Raw genomic sequence first — 19002 nt, forward strand, 5'->3', positions numbered from 1 at the left:
AACACCCGTCCCCCACCTCATGCACCAGGAGGCACCCAGCGATGTCGGTCCACCAGCCCACGGCCGGCGAGCGCGGCGAGGAGATCCTCTCCGTGTTCGGCACCGCCTTCGGCGAGCTCCTGGCCGCCGACCCGGCCGCGTTCCGGGTGAAGTTCCGCAAGATGGCGGCCTCGGCCTTCGCCTTCTACCGGGGCTCGGCGAGCCTGTTCTACGCCGACCTGGAGCGTGAGCAGAACTCCGGACCGTATCTGGACGAGCGCACGAGCCGGGTGTGGATCCACGGCGACCTCCACGCCGAGAACTTCGGCACGTACATGGACTCGAACGGCCGGCTCATCTTCAACGTCAACGACTTCGACGAGGCGTACGTGGGCCCCTTCACCTGGGACCTCAAGCGGCTCTCCGCCTCCCTGGCCCTGATCGGCTACACGAAGGCGCTGGGTGACGACCAGATCACCGAGCTGGTGCGGATCTTCGCCGCCGCCTACCGCGAGCGCGTCCACGCCCTGGCCACCGGCGCGAAGAACGACGAGGTGCCGCCCTTCACCCTGGACACCGCGGAGGGCCCCCTGCTGGAGGCCCTGCGCAGCGCCCGCTCGCTGACCCGATTCGCACTGCTGGACTCGATGACCGAGATCCGGGACTTCGAGCGGCGCTTCGCCGGGGGCGGCGGGGCGATCGAGCTGGACGCCGCCACCCGGTACAAGGTGCTGGCGGCGTTCGACGGCTATCTGGAGACCCTGCCCGAGTCGAGCCTCACCCGGCCCGACTCGTACCGGGTGAAGGACGTGGTCGGACGGCGCGGCATCGGCATCGGCTCGGCCGGCCTGCCCTCGTACAACATCCTGCTGGAGGGCAACAGCGACGCCCTCGAGAACGACGTCGTGATCTACATGAAGCAGGCGCAGACGCCGGCGGTGTCCCGGCACATCACGGACGAGCGGGTGCGGGGGTACTTCCAGCACGAGGGGCACCGCACGGTGATCTCGCAGCGCGCCCTGCAGGCGCACGCCGACCCGTGGCTGGGCTGGACGGAGCTCGACAACACGGGCCAGCTGGTCGCGGAGGTCTCCCCGTACGCGGTGGACCTGGACTGGTCGGACATCGACGACCCGGAGGAGATCGCCGCCGTCGTCGCCGACCTCGGCCGCGCGACGGCGACCATGCACGCGGCGGCGGACGACGAGAGCGGCCACTCACTGGTGCCCTTCTCCACCGAGCGGGCCATCGACGCGGCGATCGCGGCGGACGAGGACGGCTTCGGGGACCTGCTGGTGGACTTCGCGCACGACTACGGCGCCCGGGCCCGCGCCGACCACCAGATCTTCGTGGACCTGTTCCGCAACGGCCGGATCCCCGGGCTGTAGCCGACGGGAGCGTGCGGAAGGGCCGGACCCGGGGACGGTCCGGCCCTGGGTGGCGTTGATCACGCGGTACCCCGGCGCGCGGCTGCCCGCGCGGCCGAGGAGGCCGGATCCTTAGCGGTCCCTTACCGGACGGCATGGCACACTCCAGACGATGCCGGATTCTCCTCCGCGGGCGCTCGCGGGGAGCCGGCAGTTCGGACGTCCACCAGTCAGGAGCCCCGTGCACATGGGCGAGACCCGGCTCAGGGGGCTGCGGGCGGCGGTTTTCACGGCATTCGTCGTGACGCTGTCCGTGGCCTCCCACGTGCTGCTCTCCCGGGTGCCGCTGCCGCTGCCCACCGTCGCGGCGGTCGCCGGCGGAGTGTTCCTGGTCACGTACGCGCTGGCCGGCCGGGAGCGGGGGTACGGGCCGATCGCGGCCGCGCTGGTGCCCCTGGAGCTGGCCGCTGACACGGTCTTCACCGCCGGTCAGCACGTCTGTTACGGCGCCGCGGGCGGACCGGTCGCCGGTTCCCTCCGCGCTGTCGGGGTGGATGTGCTGTGCGCGGGAAGCACCGGGGCGCAGCTGCCCGGTGTGGCCGCGGCCGACGGCCGGCTCGCGGCCCTGGTCGACTCCCCGGATCCGTACGTGCCCTGGCTGCTGCTCGCGGCACACGTCTCGGTCGGGCTGCTCGCCGCGGCGTGGCTGCGCCACGGCGAGTCGGCCCTCGCGGGCCTGCTCCGCACGGCGGCCCTGGCCGCGTTCCGGCCCCTGCTGGTCGCCGTCGCCGTCGTCCACCGCAGGGCGGCCGCCGCCCACGCCTCGGCGCGGGTGCCGGCCCGCCCGCACACCGCCCGCACCCGTCACTTCGTGCACTCCGTGCGACGGAGGGGACCACCGCTGCTCGCTCCGGCTCACGCCTGAGCCCGGCACGTCCCCGACCGACCTCTTCCCCACCCTTTTCCCACGGAGCAAACGATCATGAGTGCACGCAACAGCCGCGCCAACAAGGCCGCCGCCCGCGAGCGTCTGCGTCTGGAGCGCGAGCGCCAGGCCAGGAAGGACAAGATCAGGCGGCAGCTCGTCGTCGCCGTCTCGACGGTCGCGGTCCTGGCTGCCGCCGGCGGCATCGGCTACGCCGTCATGCAGGCCAACAAGCCCACGGCCTGGGAGGCGGCCAAGGACGCGAAGGTCGTCAAGCCCAAGAACACCCAGGGCGAGAACGGCACCACCGTCGTCATCGGCAAGCCGGCGGCGAAGAAGACCCTCGAGGTCTACGAGGACTCGCGCTGCCCGATCTGCGCGACGTTCGAGCAGGCGGTCGGCGAGACCGTGAAGAAGGACGTGGACGCGGGCAAGTACAAGCTGAAGTACATCGGCGCGACGTTCATCGACAACAGCGACAACGGCGAGGGGTCGAAGAACGCCCTCTCCGCCCTCGGCGCCGCGCTCGACGTGAGCCCCGAGGCCTTCATGGACTACAAGGCGGCCCTCTACTCCGCGAACTTCCACCCGCAGGAGAGCGACGACAAGTTCGCCGAGGACGCGTACCTGCTGGAGGTCGCCGGCTCCGTGGACGCCCTCAAGAACAACGCCGAATTCAAGAAGAACGTCGAGAACGGCACCTTCGACCCCTGGGCGCTGAAGATGTCGAAGACCTTCGACGACAGCGGGGTGAGCGGCACGCCGACGCTGAAGATGGACGGCAAGAAGGTCGTCGCGGAGGGCAGTGACAACGCCCCGATGACGGTGGAGCAGTTCAACGCCGCGGTCGACAAGGCGCTCAAGGGCTGAGACCCGGGGCCGCCGGCTCACCGAGCCGGTCCCCGAAGTGGGCCGTGCGCCGGGAGTCCCCCGGCGGACGGCCCACTCGCCGTTTCCGGCCCCGGTGCCGGCCGCCGGAGGCCGGCGTGCCGCGAGAGGTTCCGCGGCACCGGGGGCGGTGTCGCCCGACCCCGTCGCTTCCCGCGGGGAGCCCGCCGCCCCGCCGTGACTGACATGGCGTCAGGCAACAGCGGGCGGACAATCGAAAACGCGCAGACGAACTTCCTGAATTCGCCTGCCCGTTCGCCTTACCGGTCAGTAGTCTGACCGGCCGTGACCAGTAGACTCACCTCAACTCCCAGCCGCCGCTCGGTCGTCAAAGCCGCTGCCGCCACCGCTGTCGCCACCGCCGCCGCCGCACCCGCGCTCGCGGCCGCGTCTCCCGCCGTCGCCGCCGAACAGGGCACGGCCTTCCTCCACGGGATCGCCTCGGGCGATCCCCTCCCCGATGGCGTCCTGCTGTGGACCCGGGTCACCCCGGCCCCCGACGCACTGCCCGGCTCCGGCAAGGGGCCCGCCACCGAGGTGGGTTGGGAGATCGCCGAGGACAAGGACTTCACCAAGGTCGTCGCCGGCGGGCTGACCACCGCCACCGCGGCCACCGACCACACCGTCAAGGTCGACGTCCGGGGGCTGCGCCCGGCCACCGCCTACTTCTTCCGCTTCGCCTCCGGCGGCACCGTGTCGGCCACCGGCCGCACCCGCACCGCGCCCGCCGCCGACGCCGCCGCGCCCGGGGTGCGCTTCGGCGTGGTGTCCTGCGCCAACTGGGAGTCCGGGTACTTCGCCGCGTACCGCCATCTCGCGGCCCGCGCCGACCTGGACGCGATCCTGCACCTCGGCGACTACATCTACGAGTACGGCACCGGCGGCTACCCGGCCGACGAGTACGTCGTGCGCCGGCACGAACCCGCGCACGAGATCACGACGCTCGCCGACTACCGGACCCGGCACGGCAAGTACAAGACCGACGCCGACCTGCAGGCACTGCACGCCGCCCATCCGCTCGTCGCGATCTGGGACGACCACGAGATCGCCAACGACGCCTGGGCGGGGGGCGCGGAGAACCACACCCCCGGCACCGAGGGCGACTACGCGGCCCGCGCCGCGGCCGCCAAGCGGGCCTACTTCGAGTGGATGCCCGTGCGCACCTCCACGGAGGGCACGGTCTACCGCCGGCTGCGCTTCGGCAAACTGGCCGATCTCCATCTGCTGGACCTGCGCTCGTTCCGTTCCGAGCAGGCGTCCGTGGGCAGCGGCAAGGTCGACGACCCGGAGCGCACGATCACGGGCCGCGCCCAGCTCGACTGGCTCAAGTCCGGCCTGGCGTCCTCGGACGCGACGTGGAAGCTCGTCGGCACCTCGGTGATGATCTCGCCGGTGGCCTTCGGTTCCGTACCCGCCCATCTGCTGGGGCCGATCGCCGAGCTGCTCGGCCTGCCCAAGGAGGGGCTCGCCGTCAACGTGGACCAGTGGGACGGCTACACGGACGACCGCAAGGAGCTGCTGAAGCACCTGACGGACCGGGGGATCAGGAACACCGTCTTCCTCACCGGCGACATCCACATGGCGTGGGCCAACGACGTGCCGGTGAAGGCGGCGACGTACCCGCTGTCGCAGTCGGCCGCGACCGAGTTCGTGGTCACGTCGGTGAGTTCCGACAACCTGGACGACCTCCTGCACGTCGCCCCCGGCACGCTGTCCGTGGTCGCGGCCACCGCCGTCAAGGCCGCGAACCGCCATGTGAAATGGCTCGACATGGACCACCACGGCTACGGCGTCCTCGACGTGACCGCCGAACGGTCGCAGATGGACTACTACACCCTCTCCGACAAGACACGTCCGGACGCGACCGCCTCCTGGGCGCGCTCGTACCGGACGCTGAACGGAACGCAGAAGGTCGAGCGCGTCAACCAGCCGGTGCGCTGAGGCCCCACCCCACGAGACGGTTCCTCTAACCTGGCGCCATGAATGCGCCGGGGGAACTGGTCGACGGGCGGTTCGAGCTGATCGAACGGCTCGGCAGCGGAGGCATGGGCACGGTGTGGCGGGCCCGCGACACCGTGCTCCACCGGGAAGTCGCCCTGAAGGCGGTCAGACCCGACGCCTCCGCTTCCGAGGCCGTGCGCGAGCGTGTGCTGCGCGAGGCCCGCGCGCTCGCCCGGCTCAGCCACCCCCACGTGGTGACGGTCCATCACATCGTCGACGCGGAGCCGCATCCGTGGATCGTGATGGAGCTGGTGCCCGGGGGCTCGCTCCAGGACAGGCTCGCCCGGGGGCCGCTTACCCCGCCGGAGGCGGCCCGCATCGGCCGCCAGGTGCTCTCCGCGCTGATCGCCGCGCACGCCGCCGGCATCCAGCACCGGGACGTCAAGCCCGCCAACGTCCTGCTGCGGCCCGACGGTTCGGCCGGCCCCGGCGGTGCCGCCGCCGTGCTCACCGACTTCGGGATCGCGGCGCTCCAGGGCTCGACCTCGCTGACCGCCACGGGCGAACTGATCGGCTCGCCCGAGTACATGGCGCCCGAACGCGTCCGCGGCCGCGACGACGACCCGGCGTCCGACCTGTGGTCGCTGGGGCTGGTGCTGTACGTGGGCGTGGAGGGTGTCAGCCCGCTGCGGCGGCCGACGACCCTGGCCACACTGGCGGCCGTGCTCGACGAACCGGTGCCGCCGCCCGTGCGTTCCGGGCCGCTCGCACCCGTGCTCCAGGCCCTGCTCGTACGGGATCCGGCGGCCCGGCCCGACGCGGCGCGGCTGGACGCGATGCTGGCGCAGGTCGAGGCGGGCAGGGCCCCGTACTGGGCGCAGCCCACGATGACCACGGCGGCACCGCCGCCGGCGCCCGGACCGGTTCCGCCGGTGCCGACCCTGCTGGACAGCCCGCGGCCGACCGCGCCCCAGCCGCCCCCGCGGCTCCCGGAGAGCCGGCGGGCGAACCGTACGCCCCTCGTCGTCGCCGTGATCGCGGTGGCCGTCGCGCTCACGGCCGCCACCGCCGTCGCGCTGGCGCTGCGGGACCCCGGAGGACGGACCACGGACGGCGCGAAGGGCTCCGGCGGGCCGTCGGGCCCTGCGGTCTCGGCCTCCGCGACGGCCGTGTCCAGCCCTGCGCCGGATCCGGGCACGACCCCGGCGGCCACGGTGACCGTCACCGCGTCGGCGACCCCCGGCACTCCGGCCGATCCCCCCGCGCCCCCGCCGTCGTCGGGCCGCTGGATCGCTCAGCTCTTCTCCGAGCCCGTCGGCTCCGGCACCGAGGCCCGCGACGTCCGGCTCGCCCGGATCCGCCAGACGGTCCCCGAGGCCCGGTTCCTGCGCAGCGACGACCACGCGTCGCTGCGCCCCGGCTACTGGGTCATCTACGCCGACGGGCCGTTCGACGACGGGCGGGCCGCGCTCAGGTTCTGCGCCGAACGCGGCCGCACGACGGCCAACAGCTGCTTCGGCCGCTATCTGAGCGGGCGCGCGGCGGACTCGGCGCTGCAGTGCCGTCCTCCTGCGGACAACCCGTCGGGGCGCTGCCGTCGCGGCTAGGCGTGTGGCGAAAGTCACTCCCGGCACGCGACGTCGGGCACGCACGCTCGCTGCGTTGTCGGAGTCGTCCACGTACGTCCGGTACGAGGAGGATCCTCCGCCGTGCGATCACACACCGGACGCCGAAGGCCCCGCCCTGCGGGCGGACGGAGCTACTTGCGCAACCCGCCCCGGGCCGCGTCCCCTCCCGGTCGCGGCTGGTCCGCGTCCCCGTCCTCCCCGAGCGTGTCGAGGAAGCCGAGGGCGACACGCCACGTCTGCCCGGCCGCCTCCTCGTCCCAGTCGGGGAGTTCGGGGTCCGTGAACAGGTGCCCCGCGCCGGGGTAGCGGTGGACCTCGACGTCCGCTCCCGCCCTGCCCATCTGCAGGTACCAGGCGGTGAGCCAGTCGTGCGGCTCGAAGGGGTCGGGGTCGGCGACGTGGAGCTGCACGGGCAGGTCCTCGGCCCGCGCGTTCTCCGCGATGTCCGAGGTGCCGTGCAGCAGCAGGAGGCCGCGTGCCTTCTCGTCACCGAGCGCCAGGTTCTGGGCGACGGCCGCACCCAGGGAGAACCCCGCGTAGACGAGCCCGCGCTCCGAGTGCGGTGCGGCGGCCGCGATCGCCCGCTTCAGCAGCTCGTCCACTCCGACCTCGTCCTTGTACGCCCTGCCCTCCTCCACGGAGTCGTACACCCGGCCGTCGAACAGGTCCGGGGTCCACACCGTGTGGCCTGCCGCTCGCAGCCGCTCCGCGGCGGCGAGAACGGCGGGGCGCAGGCCGTGTACCGAATGGAAAAGCATGATGTCCATGCGGTCAGGTTACGTTCGAAGGCATGGAGAACGTGCTGCGTCCGTTGATCGTCCTCGTCGGCTCGGTCCTGCTCACGCTGCTGCTGGGGTGGCTCGCCGATCTGCTGCTCCGCCGCGCGGACGCCCGCCACAGCGAGACCCCGCTGTGGGGGCTGCTGCGCCGCTGCCGGGTGCCGTTGCAGGTGGTGGTGCTCACCGCGCTGCTGCGGGGGACCTACACGGAGACCGCCATCGCGGTCGTCGAACGGAACGAGGCCCTCATCGGCCATGTCCTGACACTCGTCCTCATCGCCGCATCGGCCTGGCTGGTGGTGCGGATCGCCGCGGCGGTCGTGGAGGCCTCGTACTCCCGCTTCGCGGCCACCTCCCGGGACCTCGCGCGGGTCCGCCGCGTCCGCACCCAGGTCGCGCTGGTCCAGCGGATCGTCACCGCCCTCGTCGCCGTGGTGGCCTTCGCGTCGATGCTGCTGACCTTCCCGGGGATGGACAAGCTGGGGGCCTCTCTGCTGGCCTCCGCCGGTGTCCTCGGCATCGTCGCCGGTGTCGCGGCCCAGTCCACGCTGGGCAATCTGTTCGCAGGCTTCCAGATCGCCTTCGGCGACATGGTCCGCATCGGGGACACCGTCGTCGTGGACGGCGAGTGGGGCACGGTGGAGGAGGTGACACTCACCTTCCTCGCGGTGCGGACGTGGGACGAACGGCGCATCACGATGCCGGTGTCGTACTTCACCAGCAAGCCGTTCGAGAACTGGTCCCGCGGCGGCGTGCAGATGACCGGGACCGTCTTCTTCCATCTCGACCACACGGCGCCGGTCCACGAGATGCGCGAGAAGGTCCACGACATCCTGCGCGAGTGCCCGGCCTGGGACGGCCGCGACTGGTCGCTCGCGGTCACGGACACCACGCCCAGCACGATGGTGGTCCGCGCCGTCGTCACCGCGAAGGACGCGGACGACATCTGGACGGTGCGGTGCGCGGTGCGGGAGCAGCTGATCGCCTGGCTGTGCGACCACCACCCGCACGCGCTCCCGAGGATCGCCACGTCCCAGGCGGTCCCTCCGCCCGCCAGGCACACCCAGCCGGACACCCCGGCCCAGCGGACCGGCCGCGGCTGACCGGGGCTCCGCCCGGGATGTGTCGGACACGGCCTAGTGGCCGCGCTCCGCACCGCCGTTGACCTGGATGACCTGGGACGTGATGTGGGCCGCCGCGTGGGAGGCGAGCCAGCGGAGGGTCTGGGCCACGTCACCGGGGTGGCCCGCCCGGCCCGTGGACGTCTCGGCGACGAGCTGGCGGCGGCGGTCCTCCCCGATCCCGTCGCCGAAGAAGCCGGTCTCCTCGACGTATCCGGGCGCCACCACGTTCACGGTGATGCCGCGCGGCCCGAGGCGGCGGGCCAGGTCGTGCGCGTACGGGTGCAGGGCGGCCTTGGCTGCCGCGTACGCACCCGAGCCGGATCCCCGGTACGCCGCGATGGAGCTGAGGAAGAGCACGCGGCCGCCGGGCGTCGCCAGATGGTCCTCCAGGGCCTCGGTGAGGAGCACCGCAGTGAGGGTGTTGAGACGGAAGTTGAGGGTCCAGTCGTGGGCGACCGCCTCCAGCGGGTCCTCGAACCCGGGCGGGCTCTCCAGCCGGCCGTTGCCGCCCGCGCTGTGGACGAGCACGTCCACGGTGCCGTACTCCCGCGCCGCGAACTCCGCGGCCCGGCGGGCGCCTTGGGGTTCGCCCAGGTCCACCGCGCAGTAGCGTGCGCCGGGAATCCGCTCGGCCGCCCGTGCGAGCACCTCCTCGCGCCGACCGAGCAGCAGTACCTGCTCGCCGTCCGCGGCGAACACCTCCGCCGTCGCGAGCCCGATTCCCGTACCCCCGCCACTGATCACCACGGTGCGCGCCATGCGGCGATCCTACGACCGCCCACCCGCCCGGAGCCGGTCCGAAACCGCCCCGCGCGCCCCGCTTCGGGACACCGCGCCACGCGCGGACCCTCAGCGCAGACTGCGGACGTCCAGGTGCAGCAGGACGCGGTCGACGACCTCGGGATCCGTGCCCGGCTCGCTGCGCGCGGCGAGCACCTCGTGCCGGGCGGCCGACAGCATCTCGCGCTGCACCCGCTGGAGCGTCCGCTGCCGGCCCGCCCGCCGGGCGAACCAGTCCCGGCGCTCCTCGTCGACGATGTCCGGACTGATCCGGGTGCCGATGTCGTACGCCGCGCGCTGCAACCGTTCCGCGAGGTCCTCCGGCAGCTCCTCGACCTGTTCGATCTCCTTCAGCCGGTGCTTGGCCGCCTTGGCCGCGCGCAGCGCGAGGTCGCGTTCCAGGGCCCGTTCGGCGTCGGTGTCGGCCCGTACGCCGAGCCGCTTCACAAGCCAGGGCAGGGTGAGTCCCTGGAGGACCAGGGTCGCCATGATCACCGCGAAGGCGATGAAGATGATCACGTCCCGACCCGGGAACGGCGCCCCGTCCGCCGTGCGCAGCGGGATCGCCAGGGCCAGCGCGACCGAGGCGACCCCCCGCATCCCGGACCACCACATGACCACGGTCTCGCGCCAGCCGACCGGGATCTCCTCGTCGTAGTCGCGCCGTTTGTGGAGCCGCTTGGTCAGCCAGGTGGCGGGGAGCAGATACAGCAGCCGTACGCCGATGACGGTGGCGACGACGAGGCCGGACCACATCACCAGCAGGCCGCCCCGGCCGTCGGCGGTGCCGAAGACGTGGTGGAGTTCCAGCCCGATGAGGCCGAAGGCGACACCGGTCACGAGGGTGTCCACGACCTGCCAGAAGGTGTTGCCCGCGAGCCGCCAGAGGACGTCGTCGGCGTCGACGGCGTGCTCGGCGAGGTACAGGGCGGTGACCAGCACGGCGAGCACGCCGGAGCCGAGCAGGTCCTCGGCGAGCACATAACTGACGAACGGCACGAGCAGGGTGAGCCCGATCTGCAGGGTCGGATCGCCGAGCAGGCCCATCAGCCGCTTGGACAGCCAGCCGAGCGCGAGTCCGACCGCCACGGCGACGACGGCGGAGAGCACGAGTTCACGGGCGGCCCGGGGCCACGAGAACGTGCCGCTGACGACCGCTCCGATCGCCACGTGGTACAGCACGATCGCGGTCACGTCGTTGAACAGCCCCTCGCCCTCCAGGATCGACACGAGCCTGCGGGGCAGACCGAGGGAGCCCGCCACGGCGGTCGCGGCGACCGGGTCCGGCGGGGCCACGAGTGCGCCCAGGACCACCGCCGCGGCGATCGGCAGGCCGGGGACGACCGCGTGCGCGACGGCCGCGACGGCCGCGGTCGTGACGAAGACGAGGGCGACGGCGAGCAGGAAGATCGGCCGGACGTTGGCGGTGAACTGCCGCCAGGACGTGCGCTGCACGGCGGCGTACAGCAGGGGCGGGAGCAGCAACGGAAGGATGAGCTCGGGCGGGAGGGTGACGTTCGGCACGAAGGGCAGCAGGGCCAGGACGCCACCGACGAGCGTCATCAGCACCGGCGCGGGCAGCCCGAGCCGCTCCCCGAGCGGCACGGTGATCACGGCCCCCAGCAACAGCACGAACAGCAGCGCCAGTTGGTCCACGAGCACCCCTAGCCGGTCGACGGTCCGACGATCACCGCGTCCAGCGTGCCATGTGCTTCTCCCGATTCATTCGCACAGGCCCGCGTGACCGGCCTGCTGAACACCCGTCGGAAGCGCCGGCACACCGGGCACGGGGGCGTCCGGGGCGGACTGCGCCGACGGCCGCGGGCGCGGCGCCGGGGGCGGGGGCGGGCTGCAGCAACGACCGGCGGGCGCGGCGCAGCTACGCACGCGGCTCGCGCCCGTCAGACGGGCCGGATCTCCGCGGGCGACCCGGAAGTCCGGGCCAGTCGGCGCGGGCACGGCCGGGCACCTCCCGAGCGGCGCGGGCACGGCCGGACACCTCCCGAGCGGCGCGGAGACGGCCGGGCACGGCCCGAGCGGCGCGGAGACGGCCGGACACCTCCCGAGCGGCGCGGGCACGGCCGGACACCTCCCGAGCGGCGCGGGCACGGCCGGACACCTCCCGAGCGGCGCCGCTCGGGACGTGCGCGTCGTGCGGCGCCCGGGCAGTGTCCGCCGGACAGGGTGCGCGTCCCGCGGTATGGCGGCGGCATGACCGCGGGACGGCCGTCGGTCGGCCGTCTGTCAGCCGTCGGTCAGAGCGCCCGGCGCATCGCGCGGTGGGGGATGCCCGCGTCCGGGAATTCGGGGCCGTAGGCCTCGTATCCCAGGCGCTCGTAGAACGGGAGCGCGTGGGTCTGCGCGTGCAGGTCGACCGCGGTGAGGCCGCGCCCACGGGCCGCGGACTCGATCGCGCGGACGAGCGCCGCCCCGACGCCTCGGCCGCGCGCGGCACGGGTCACCGCGAGACGCCCCAGGGAGCCGACCGACGGGTCGCCGCCGGTCTTGCCCGCCGCCGCGGGGCCGTACAGCAGACGGCCGGTGCCCAGCGGGCCCTCCGGGCCGACGGCCAGCACGTGGATCGTGTCCGCGCCCTCGGCGTCGTACGCGTCGTACTCGATCTCCTGCGGCACCTGCTGCTCGACGACGAAGACCTCCTTGCGCACCGTGAAGCACGCCTCACGGTCCGCGGGATCCGTCGCCTCGCGGACGACGTAGCCGTCCGGGGCGACGTCGTCCAGCGGGCGCTCCGCGTGCCCGCTCACGCGCTCTCCGCCGCGATCCGGTCCAGCGCCGCCTGCAGGTCGTCGGGATAGTCGCTGGCGAACTCGACCCACTGACCGTCCGCGGGGTGCTCGAAGCCCAGGCGCACCGCGTGCAGCCACTGCCGGGTCAGCCCCAGCCGCCGCGCCATCGTCGGGTCGGCGCCGTACGTGAGGTCACCGACGCAGGGGTGCCGATGGGCGGACATGTGCACCCGGATCTGGTGCGTACGGCCCGTCTCCAGCTTGATGTCCAGCAGCGACGCGGCGCGGAACGCCTCCATCAGGTCGTAGTGCGTGACGGAGGGCTTGCCCTCCGCGGTCACGGCCCACTTGTAGTCGTGCTGCGGGTGGCGGCCGATGGGCGCGTCGATCGTGCCGCTCAGCGGGTCCGGGTGGCCCTGCACCAGGGCGTGGTACCGCTTGTCGACCGTGCGCTCCCGGAACTGCTGCTTCAGCAGGGAGTAGGCACGCTCCGACTTGGCGACCACCATCAGCCCGGACGTGCCGACGTCCAGCCGGTGGACGATGCCCTGCCGCTCCGCGGCGCCCGACGTCGAGATCCGGTACCCGGCCGCGGCCAGTCCGCCGATCACCGTCGGCCCGGTCCAGCCGGGGCTCGGGTGGGCAGCGACGCCGACCGGCTTCACGATCACGACGATGTCGTCGTCGTCGTGCACGATCTCCATGCCCTCGACCGGCTCGGCGACGACCTGCACCGGAGCGGGCGCCTGCGGCATCTCGACCTCGAGCCAGGCCCCGCCCCGCACGCGCTCGGACTTCCCCACGACCGAGCCGTCGACCTGGACCTTGCCCGCGGCCGCGAGCTCGGCGGCCTTCGTCCGGGAGAAGCCGAACATGCGCGATATGGCGGCGTCGACGCGCTCGCCCTCGAGGCCGTCGGGTACGGGCAGGGTGCGGGTTTCGGGAATCGTGCTCACCCGTCGAGTATGCCTTGTCGGTACCTGTGACCGGGCCCGCCTGTGGACGACCGGTCCCGGGGCCCGTCCGCCGGGGTTCGCGCCCCGGGTCGTTGCCCGCCCGTGCCGCGGCCGTGGCGGCCCCGCCCGGACGCTCGCCGGGCCCCGGGCCGGCCGGACCGGCTCAGTCCTTGTGGACGGTGCCGTCCGGGTCCAGGCCCTTGAAGGACAGGATCACGATCAGGATGCCGCCGCACACGATCGCCGAGTCCGCCAGGTTGAACACGGCGAAGTGCTTCGGCGCGATGAAGTCGACGACCGCGCCCTCGAAGACCCCCGGCGCACGGAAGATCCGGTCCGTGAGGTTGCCGAGCGCCCCGCCCAGCAGCATGCCGAGCGCGATGGCCCACGGCAGGCTGTAGAGCTTGCGGGCGAGCCGTGCGATCACCACGATCACCGCGGCCGCGATGATCGTGAAGATGATCGTGAACGCCTCGCCGAAGCCGAAGGCGGCACCCGGGTTGCGGACCGCCTCGAACCTCAGCCAGTCGCCGATGACCTGGATCGGTTCCCGGTGCTCGAGCTTCGCGACGACCAGCATCTTGCTGGCGAGGTCCAGCACGTAGGCCACCGCGGCCACGGCGAACAGGGCGAAGATCCGGCGACTGCCCCTGGGCCGCTCGGCGGGAGCCGCGGCCTCGTCGTCTACGTCCGGCGTACCGATGATGCGCTCCGCCTCTGCCACGTGAGTCCCTCAACCTAGGTGCTGACTGGTCACGAGGGTACGGCACACCCGTGCGGGCCCGGCTCCGGACACCGCTGCCCGGAGCCGGTGCCGCGGGGTCAGCCCCGGCGCTCCTGCTTCTGCTTGTCCTCCACGCACAGGGTCGCCCGGGGGAACGCCTGCATCCGGGCCTTCCCGATCGGGTTCCCGCACACCTCGCAGAGGCCGTAGGTACCGGCGTCCAGACGGTGCAGGGCCCGCTCGGTCTGCTCGACCATCTCGCGGGAGTTGGCGGCCAGCGCCATCTCGTGCTCCCGGGTGATGTTCTTGGTGCCGGTGTCGGCCTGGTCGTCCCCCGCGCCGTCCCCGGAGTCCCGCATCAGACCGGTCAGCGCCTCCTCGGAGTGGCTGATCTCGGCCTGCAGCCGGGCCAGCTCGCTCTCCAGCTCGGCGCGGGCCTCGGCGACCTCCTCCGGCGTCCAGGGGTCCTCCCCCGGCCGGACGGCGAGGTCTCCCGGTGCTGCGGCGACACGGGCCTGCGGCACCGGCGAGGCGGTGTCCTTCGTGGCCGTACCGGACCCGCCCGCGCTCTTCTTGGCTGCCACCGTCCTGGCTCCCGTCTGCTCCGCGGCCTCGACCGCTCCCTTGGCCGCCCTGGCGGCCTTCCCGGCGCCTGCCTTCGCAGCCGCCTTCCTGCCCGGCGCCTTCGCGGCAGCCGCCGCCGAGCGCCCCGCCGCCTCCTTGCCGGCCGCGGACTTCCTCGCGGCCGCGCTCTTCTTCGAGGCAGCGGCGGTCTTCCTGCCGTCGGTGGTCCTGCCTGCGCCCGTTCCCCCGCCCGCGGTCCTGCCCGCGTCCTTGGCCCCCGAGCGGGCGTCCGGCGCCGTCGCCCCCGCGTCCGGGGCCGTCGCGGTGCCTGCGGCCGCCGTCGCGGCGGCGGCCCGGGCCGTCGCCTTCCTCGCGGCCTTCCGGGCCGGCTCCTTCGCCGGCTCACCGGACGCGCCGCCGGTCCGCTCGGCCGGCTCCTCCGCCGGGTGATCCCGAGCACGGCCCTTCGGGCTCCGCGCCGCCGCGGTCCTCCCCGTGCCGGCCGACCGGGCCGTGGCGGACCGCTTGGCCGCGGCCGCCGTGCTCCTCCGCGCGGCCTTCCGCGCGGGCTCCGCGGCCCTGGTCCCGTCCGCGTCGTGCGCGTTCGCGCCGGAGGCGACGGTCTTCGTCACCCTCCTGGTGGTCTTCTTCGCGACGACGCTCTTCTTCCCGTTCGTCTGCTTGGCCGCCGCCCCCGCAGCGGCGGTGGACCTCGCTGACGCCGTCTTCTTCACGGCGGTCTTCTTCGCCACCATGGCCGCGGCCCCTTCACATATTGTGATCTTGCTCGCGAATCGTGCTGGGACGATAAATCGACCCCAGCGCCGCGGCAACGGGGCACGCCGCCTGTCCGGCCCGCCCCGCGCCTTCCCCAACGCGAGCCTGCATCCGTTGTGCCCAGCTCCCCGCCCCCTAATCCGCCGGGCGGGCGCCGCCGGGACCCACCCGCCCCCGTGTGGCCATTCGGGTCATGCGCGGCCCGGTCGCAGGCCCGGTCGCCGACCGTGCGGCGGCGGGGAAATCCGGTCGGCCGCCACACGCCCGGGCCCGTACACTGGGCGAAGCGAAAGGCGTGGATGGGGACGAGTAGCGTCGTACGCAGCCATGAGCGACCCGGGGACGGTGAGAGCCCGGGGGCGAGCGCGGTGCGAAGGATCACCCCGGAGCCGCCGGAAGAACGCCCACGGGCAACCCAGGGCCAGTAGAACCGGCATCGCGACCCCAATGAGGGGGCTCCCCGGCCGTGCGCCGGAGGGCCAAGGAGGGTGGTACCGCGGGAGCGCGCATCGGCTCTCGTCCCTCCGACGGAAGAGACACACTCCGTTGGAGGAGCCCGTACATGACGCCGCCGCAGTACCGCCAGGTGCCCGCCCAGGTCGACCTGCCCGCGCTCGAGCACGCCGTGCTCGACTTCTGGCGCGAGAACAAGGTCTTCGCGAAGAGCCTCGAGCAGTCCGAGGGCCGCCCCGAGTGGGTCTTCTACGAGGGCCCGCCCACCGCCAACGGCATGCCCGGCGCCCACCACATCGAGGCCCGCGTCTTCAAGGACGTCTTCCCGCGCTTCCGGACCATGCGGGGCTACCACGTGGCCCGCAAGGCCGGCTGGGACTGCCACGGTCTGCCGGTCGAGCTCGCCGTCGAGAAGGAGCTCGGCTTCAACGGCAAGAAGGACATCGAGGCGTACGGCATCGCGGAGTTCAACGCGAAGTGCCGCGAGTCCGTGACGCGCCACACCGACGCCTTCGCCGAGCTCACGACCCGCATGGGCTACTGGGTCGACCTCGACGAGGCGTACCGGACCATGGACCCCGAGTACATCGAGTCCGTGTGGTGGTCCCTGAAGGAGATCTTCGGCAAGGGCCTGCTGGTCCAGGACCACCGTGTCGCGCCCTGGTGCCCGCGCTGCGGCACCGGACTGTCCGACCACGAGCTGGCGCAGGGCTACGAGACCGTCGTCGACCCCTCCGTCTTCGTCCGCTTCCCCCTGACCTCCGGCCCGCTCGCGGGAGAGGCCTCGCTGCTGGTGTGGACGACGACCCCGTGGACCCTGGTGTCCAACACCGCGGTGGCCGCGCACCCCGGGGTCACCTACGTGGTGGCCTCGAACGGCGAGGAGAAGCTCGTCGTCGCCGAGCCGCTGCTGGAGAAGGCCCTCGGCGAAGGCTGGGAGGCCACCGGGCAGACCTTCTCGGGCGCCGAGATGGAGCGCTGGGGCTACCGCCGGCCGTTCGAGCTCGTCGAGTTCCCGGCCCCTGCGCACTTCGTGGTCAACGCCGAGTACGTGACGACGGAGGACGGCACGGGTCTCGTCCACCAGTCCCCCGCCTTCGGTGAGGACGACCTCAAGGTCTGCCGCGCGTACGGGCTCCCCGTGGTGAACCCGGTCCGCCCCGACGGCACCTTCGAGGAGGACGTGCCGCTGGTCGGCGGTGTCTTCTTCAAGAAGGCCGACGAGGCGCTCACCCAGGACCTGGACGCCCGCGGACTGCTCTTCCGGCACGTCCCGTACGAGCACAGCTACCCGCACTGCTGGCGCTGCCACACGGCGCTGCTCTACTACGCGCAGCCGTCGTGGTACATCCGCACCACCGCGATCAAGGACCGCCTCCTCGAGGAGAACGAGAAGACCAACTGGTTCCCCGACTCGGTCAAGAACGGCCGGTACGGCGACTGGCTCAACAACAACATCGACTGGGCGCTGTCGCGGAACCGCTACTGGGGCACCCCACTGCCCATCTGGCGGTGCGAGGAGGACCACCTCACCGTCGTCGGCTCGCTCGCCGAACTGGGCGAGCTGACCGGCGAGGACCAGTCGGGCCTGGACCCGCACCGCCCGTTCATCGACGCGGTCACCTTCGCCTGCCCGCAGTGCTCCTCGACGGCGACGCGGGTCCCCGAGGTCATCGACGCCTGGTACGACTCGGGCTCCATGCCGTTCGCGCAGTGGGGCTACCCGTACCGGAACAAGGAGATCTTCGAGAAGCGCTACCCGGCGCAGTTCATCTCCGAGGCGATCGACCAGACCCGCGGCTGGTTCTACACGCTGATGGCCGTCGGCACGCTGGTCTTCGACAGGTCGTCGTACGAGAACGTGGTCTGCCTGGGCCACATCCTCGCCGAGGACGGCCGCAAGATGTCCAAGCACCTGGGCAACATCCTGCAGCCGATCCCGCTCATGGACCAGCACGGCGCCGACGCCGTGCGCTGGTTCATGGCTGCCGGCGGCTCGCCGTGGGCGGCGCGCCGGGTGGGGCACGGCACGATCCAGGAGGTCGTGCGCAAGACGCTGCTCACCTACTGGAACACGGTGGCCTTCCAGGCGCTGTACGCCCGCACCTCGGGCTGGGCGCCGTCGGCCTCCGACCCCGCGCCGGCGGACCGCACGGTGCTCGACCGCTGGCTGCTCTCGGAGCTGCACGCGCTGGTCGACCAGGTGACGCAGGCGCTGGAGGCGTACGACACCCAGCGCGCCGGCAAGCTGATCTCGTCCTTCGTGGACGATCTGTCGAACTGGTACGTCCGCCGCTCGCGCCGCCGGTTCTGGCAGGGCGACGCGGCCGCGCTGCGCACGCTCCACGACGTGATCGAGACCGTCACCCGGCTGATGGCCCCGCTGACCCCGTTCATCACGGAGCGCGTGTGGCAGGACCTGGTGGTCCCGGTCACGCCGGAGGCCCCCGAGTCCGTGCACCTCACGACCTGGCCGGAGGCCGACCTCTCCGCCGTCGACCCGGAGCTGTCCCAGCAGATGGCGCTGGTCCGCCGGCTGGTGGAGCTGGGCCGTGCGACCCGCGCGGAGTCGGGCGTGAAGACGCGCCAGCCGCTGTCGCGGGCGCTCGTCGCGGCGTCGGGCTTCGAGTCCCTGTCGCCCGAGCTGCACGCGCAGATCACCGAGGAGCTCAACGTCTCCTCCGTGGCGTCGCTGTCCGAGGTCGGTGGATCGCTGGTCGACACGACGGCGAAGGCGAACTTCCGGGCGCTGGGCAAGCGTTTCGGCAAGGGTGTGCAGGACGTCGCGAAGGCCGTGGCCGCGGCGGACGCGGCCGCCCTGTCACTGGCGCTGAGGTCCGGCTCGGCCGTGATCGAGGTCAACGGCGAGGAGGTGACCCTCTCCCCGGACGAGGTCATCATCACCGAGACCCCGCGCGAGGGCTGGTCGGTCGCCTCCGACCAGGGCGCCACGGTCGCGCTCGATCTGGAGATCACCCCGGAGCTGCGGCGGGCGGGGCTCGCGCGTGACGCGATCCGGCTGATCCAGGAGGCGCGCAAGAACAGCGGCCTGGACGTCGCGGACCGCATCGCGCTGCGCTGGTCGTCCTCGGACGCGGAGGTCGCCTCGGCGCTCACGGACCACTCCGGGCTGATCGCGGACGAGGTGCTCGCGACGGACTTCGCGACGGGCGAGGGCGACGACGCGTACGGCTCCCCGTTCACGGACGAGGGCCTGTCCCTGACGTTCCGGCTCCGCAAGGCGTAACCCCCGCACCGCGGGACACGTCGTGGGCCCGGCCCCTTCGGGGGCTGGGCCCTTGCGCGTTGACCGCCGGTGCCACCGGGACGGCGGGCACGGACGACACCTCCGTACGGCGCTCCCGCGGCA

General features: G+C 72.9%; 14 protein-coding genes. 7 read left to right on the forward strand and 7 right to left on the reverse strand.

What is annotated here, in order from left to right:
• Positions 1 to 41 precede the first annotated feature (41 nt).
• From QRN89_RS08545 to QRN89_RS08565, 5 genes are all read left to right on the forward strand, one after another.
• Entirely contained in the window at positions 42 to 1367 is a 1326-nt protein-coding gene (locus QRN89_RS08545; protein ID WP_290348745.1) for a DUF2252 domain-containing protein, read from the forward strand.
• Between the two features lie 220 nt (positions 1368 to 1587).
• Positions 1588 to 2271 carry a hypothetical protein gene (locus tag QRN89_RS08550; protein ID WP_290348746.1) on the forward strand — a complete coding sequence of 228 codons (684 nt, stop codon included), beginning with the start codon at positions 1588 to 1590 and terminating at the stop codon, positions 2269 to 2271.
• A gap of 57 nt (positions 2272 to 2328) precedes the next feature.
• Complete coding sequence (locus QRN89_RS08555) at positions 2329 to 3141, forward strand: DsbA family protein (RefSeq protein WP_290348747.1); 813 nt, start codon at positions 2329 to 2331, stop codon at positions 3139 to 3141.
• 303 nt (positions 3142 to 3444) lie between these two features.
• Positions 3445 to 5100: an alkaline phosphatase D family protein gene (locus QRN89_RS08560; protein WP_290348748.1), complete on the forward strand. Its 1656-nt coding sequence runs from the start codon at positions 3445 to 3447 to the stop codon at positions 5098 to 5100.
• Positions 5101 to 5138: 38 nt separating this feature from the next.
• Entirely contained in the window at positions 5139 to 6707 is a 1569-nt protein-coding gene (locus QRN89_RS08565) for a serine/threonine-protein kinase (protein ID WP_290348749.1), read from the forward strand.
• A 152-nt stretch (positions 6708 to 6859) separates the two neighbouring features.
• Here QRN89_RS08565 and QRN89_RS08570 read toward each other — a convergent pair whose 3' ends face one another.
• Positions 6860 to 7495 carry a dienelactone hydrolase family protein gene (locus QRN89_RS08570; protein WP_290348750.1) on the reverse strand — a complete coding sequence of 212 codons (636 nt, stop codon included), beginning with the start codon at positions 7493 to 7495 and terminating at the stop codon, positions 6860 to 6862.
• 23 nt (positions 7496 to 7518) lie between these two features.
• Here QRN89_RS08570 and QRN89_RS08575 point away from each other — a divergent pair, with 23 nt between their 5' ends.
• Positions 7519 to 8610: a mechanosensitive ion channel family protein gene (locus tag QRN89_RS08575; RefSeq protein WP_290348751.1), complete on the forward strand. Its 1092-nt coding sequence runs from the start codon at positions 7519 to 7521 to the stop codon at positions 8608 to 8610.
• A 33-nt stretch (positions 8611 to 8643) separates the two neighbouring features.
• On the opposite strand, the gene QRN89_RS08580 is transcribed toward QRN89_RS08575, so the two are convergent.
• From QRN89_RS08580 to QRN89_RS08605, 6 genes are all read right to left on the reverse strand, one after another.
• Positions 8644 to 9390, reverse strand: coding sequence for an SDR family NAD(P)-dependent oxidoreductase (locus QRN89_RS08580; protein WP_290348752.1), 747 nt, complete (start codon positions 9388 to 9390; stop codon positions 8644 to 8646).
• Positions 9391 to 9480: 90 nt separating this feature from the next.
• Positions 9481 to 11067, reverse strand: a complete 1587-nt coding sequence (locus QRN89_RS08585) for a Na+/H+ antiporter (protein WP_290348753.1) — start codon at positions 11065 to 11067, stop codon at positions 9481 to 9483.
• A 599-nt stretch (positions 11068 to 11666) separates the two neighbouring features.
• Positions 11667 to 12176: a GNAT family N-acetyltransferase gene (locus QRN89_RS08590; RefSeq protein ID WP_390701987.1), complete on the reverse strand. Its 510-nt coding sequence runs from the start codon at positions 12174 to 12176 to the stop codon at positions 11667 to 11669.
• Positions 12173 to 13114 carry an RluA family pseudouridine synthase gene (locus QRN89_RS08595; protein ID WP_290348754.1) on the reverse strand — a complete coding sequence of 314 codons (942 nt, stop codon included), beginning with the start codon at positions 13112 to 13114 and terminating at the stop codon, positions 12173 to 12175. Before QRN89_RS08595 ends, QRN89_RS08590 begins: the two co-directional genes overlap by 4 nt.
• 163 nt (positions 13115 to 13277) lie before the next feature.
• Positions 13278 to 13838 carry a signal peptidase II gene (gene lspA / locus QRN89_RS08600; protein WP_290348755.1) on the reverse strand — a complete coding sequence of 187 codons (561 nt, stop codon included), beginning with the start codon at positions 13836 to 13838 and terminating at the stop codon, positions 13278 to 13280.
• 98 nt (positions 13839 to 13936) lie between these two features.
• On the reverse strand, positions 13937 to 15157 hold the full coding sequence (locus QRN89_RS08605) for a TraR/DksA family transcriptional regulator (RefSeq protein WP_290348756.1): 1221 nt from the start codon (positions 15155 to 15157) through the stop codon (positions 13937 to 13939).
• A gap of 584 nt (positions 15158 to 15741) precedes the next feature.
• Between QRN89_RS08605 and ileS the strand changes: the two genes are divergently transcribed.
• Positions 15742 to 18879, forward strand: a complete 3138-nt coding sequence (gene ileS, locus QRN89_RS08610; protein WP_290348757.1) for an isoleucine--tRNA ligase — start codon at positions 15742 to 15744, stop codon at positions 18877 to 18879.
• Positions 18880 to 19002 lie beyond the last annotated feature (123 nt).

It is taken from the genome of Streptomyces sp. HUAS CB01 (genome assembly GCF_030406905.1).
Lineage (GTDB): Bacteria > Actinomycetota > Actinomycetes > Streptomycetales > Streptomycetaceae > Streptomyces > Streptomyces chengbuensis.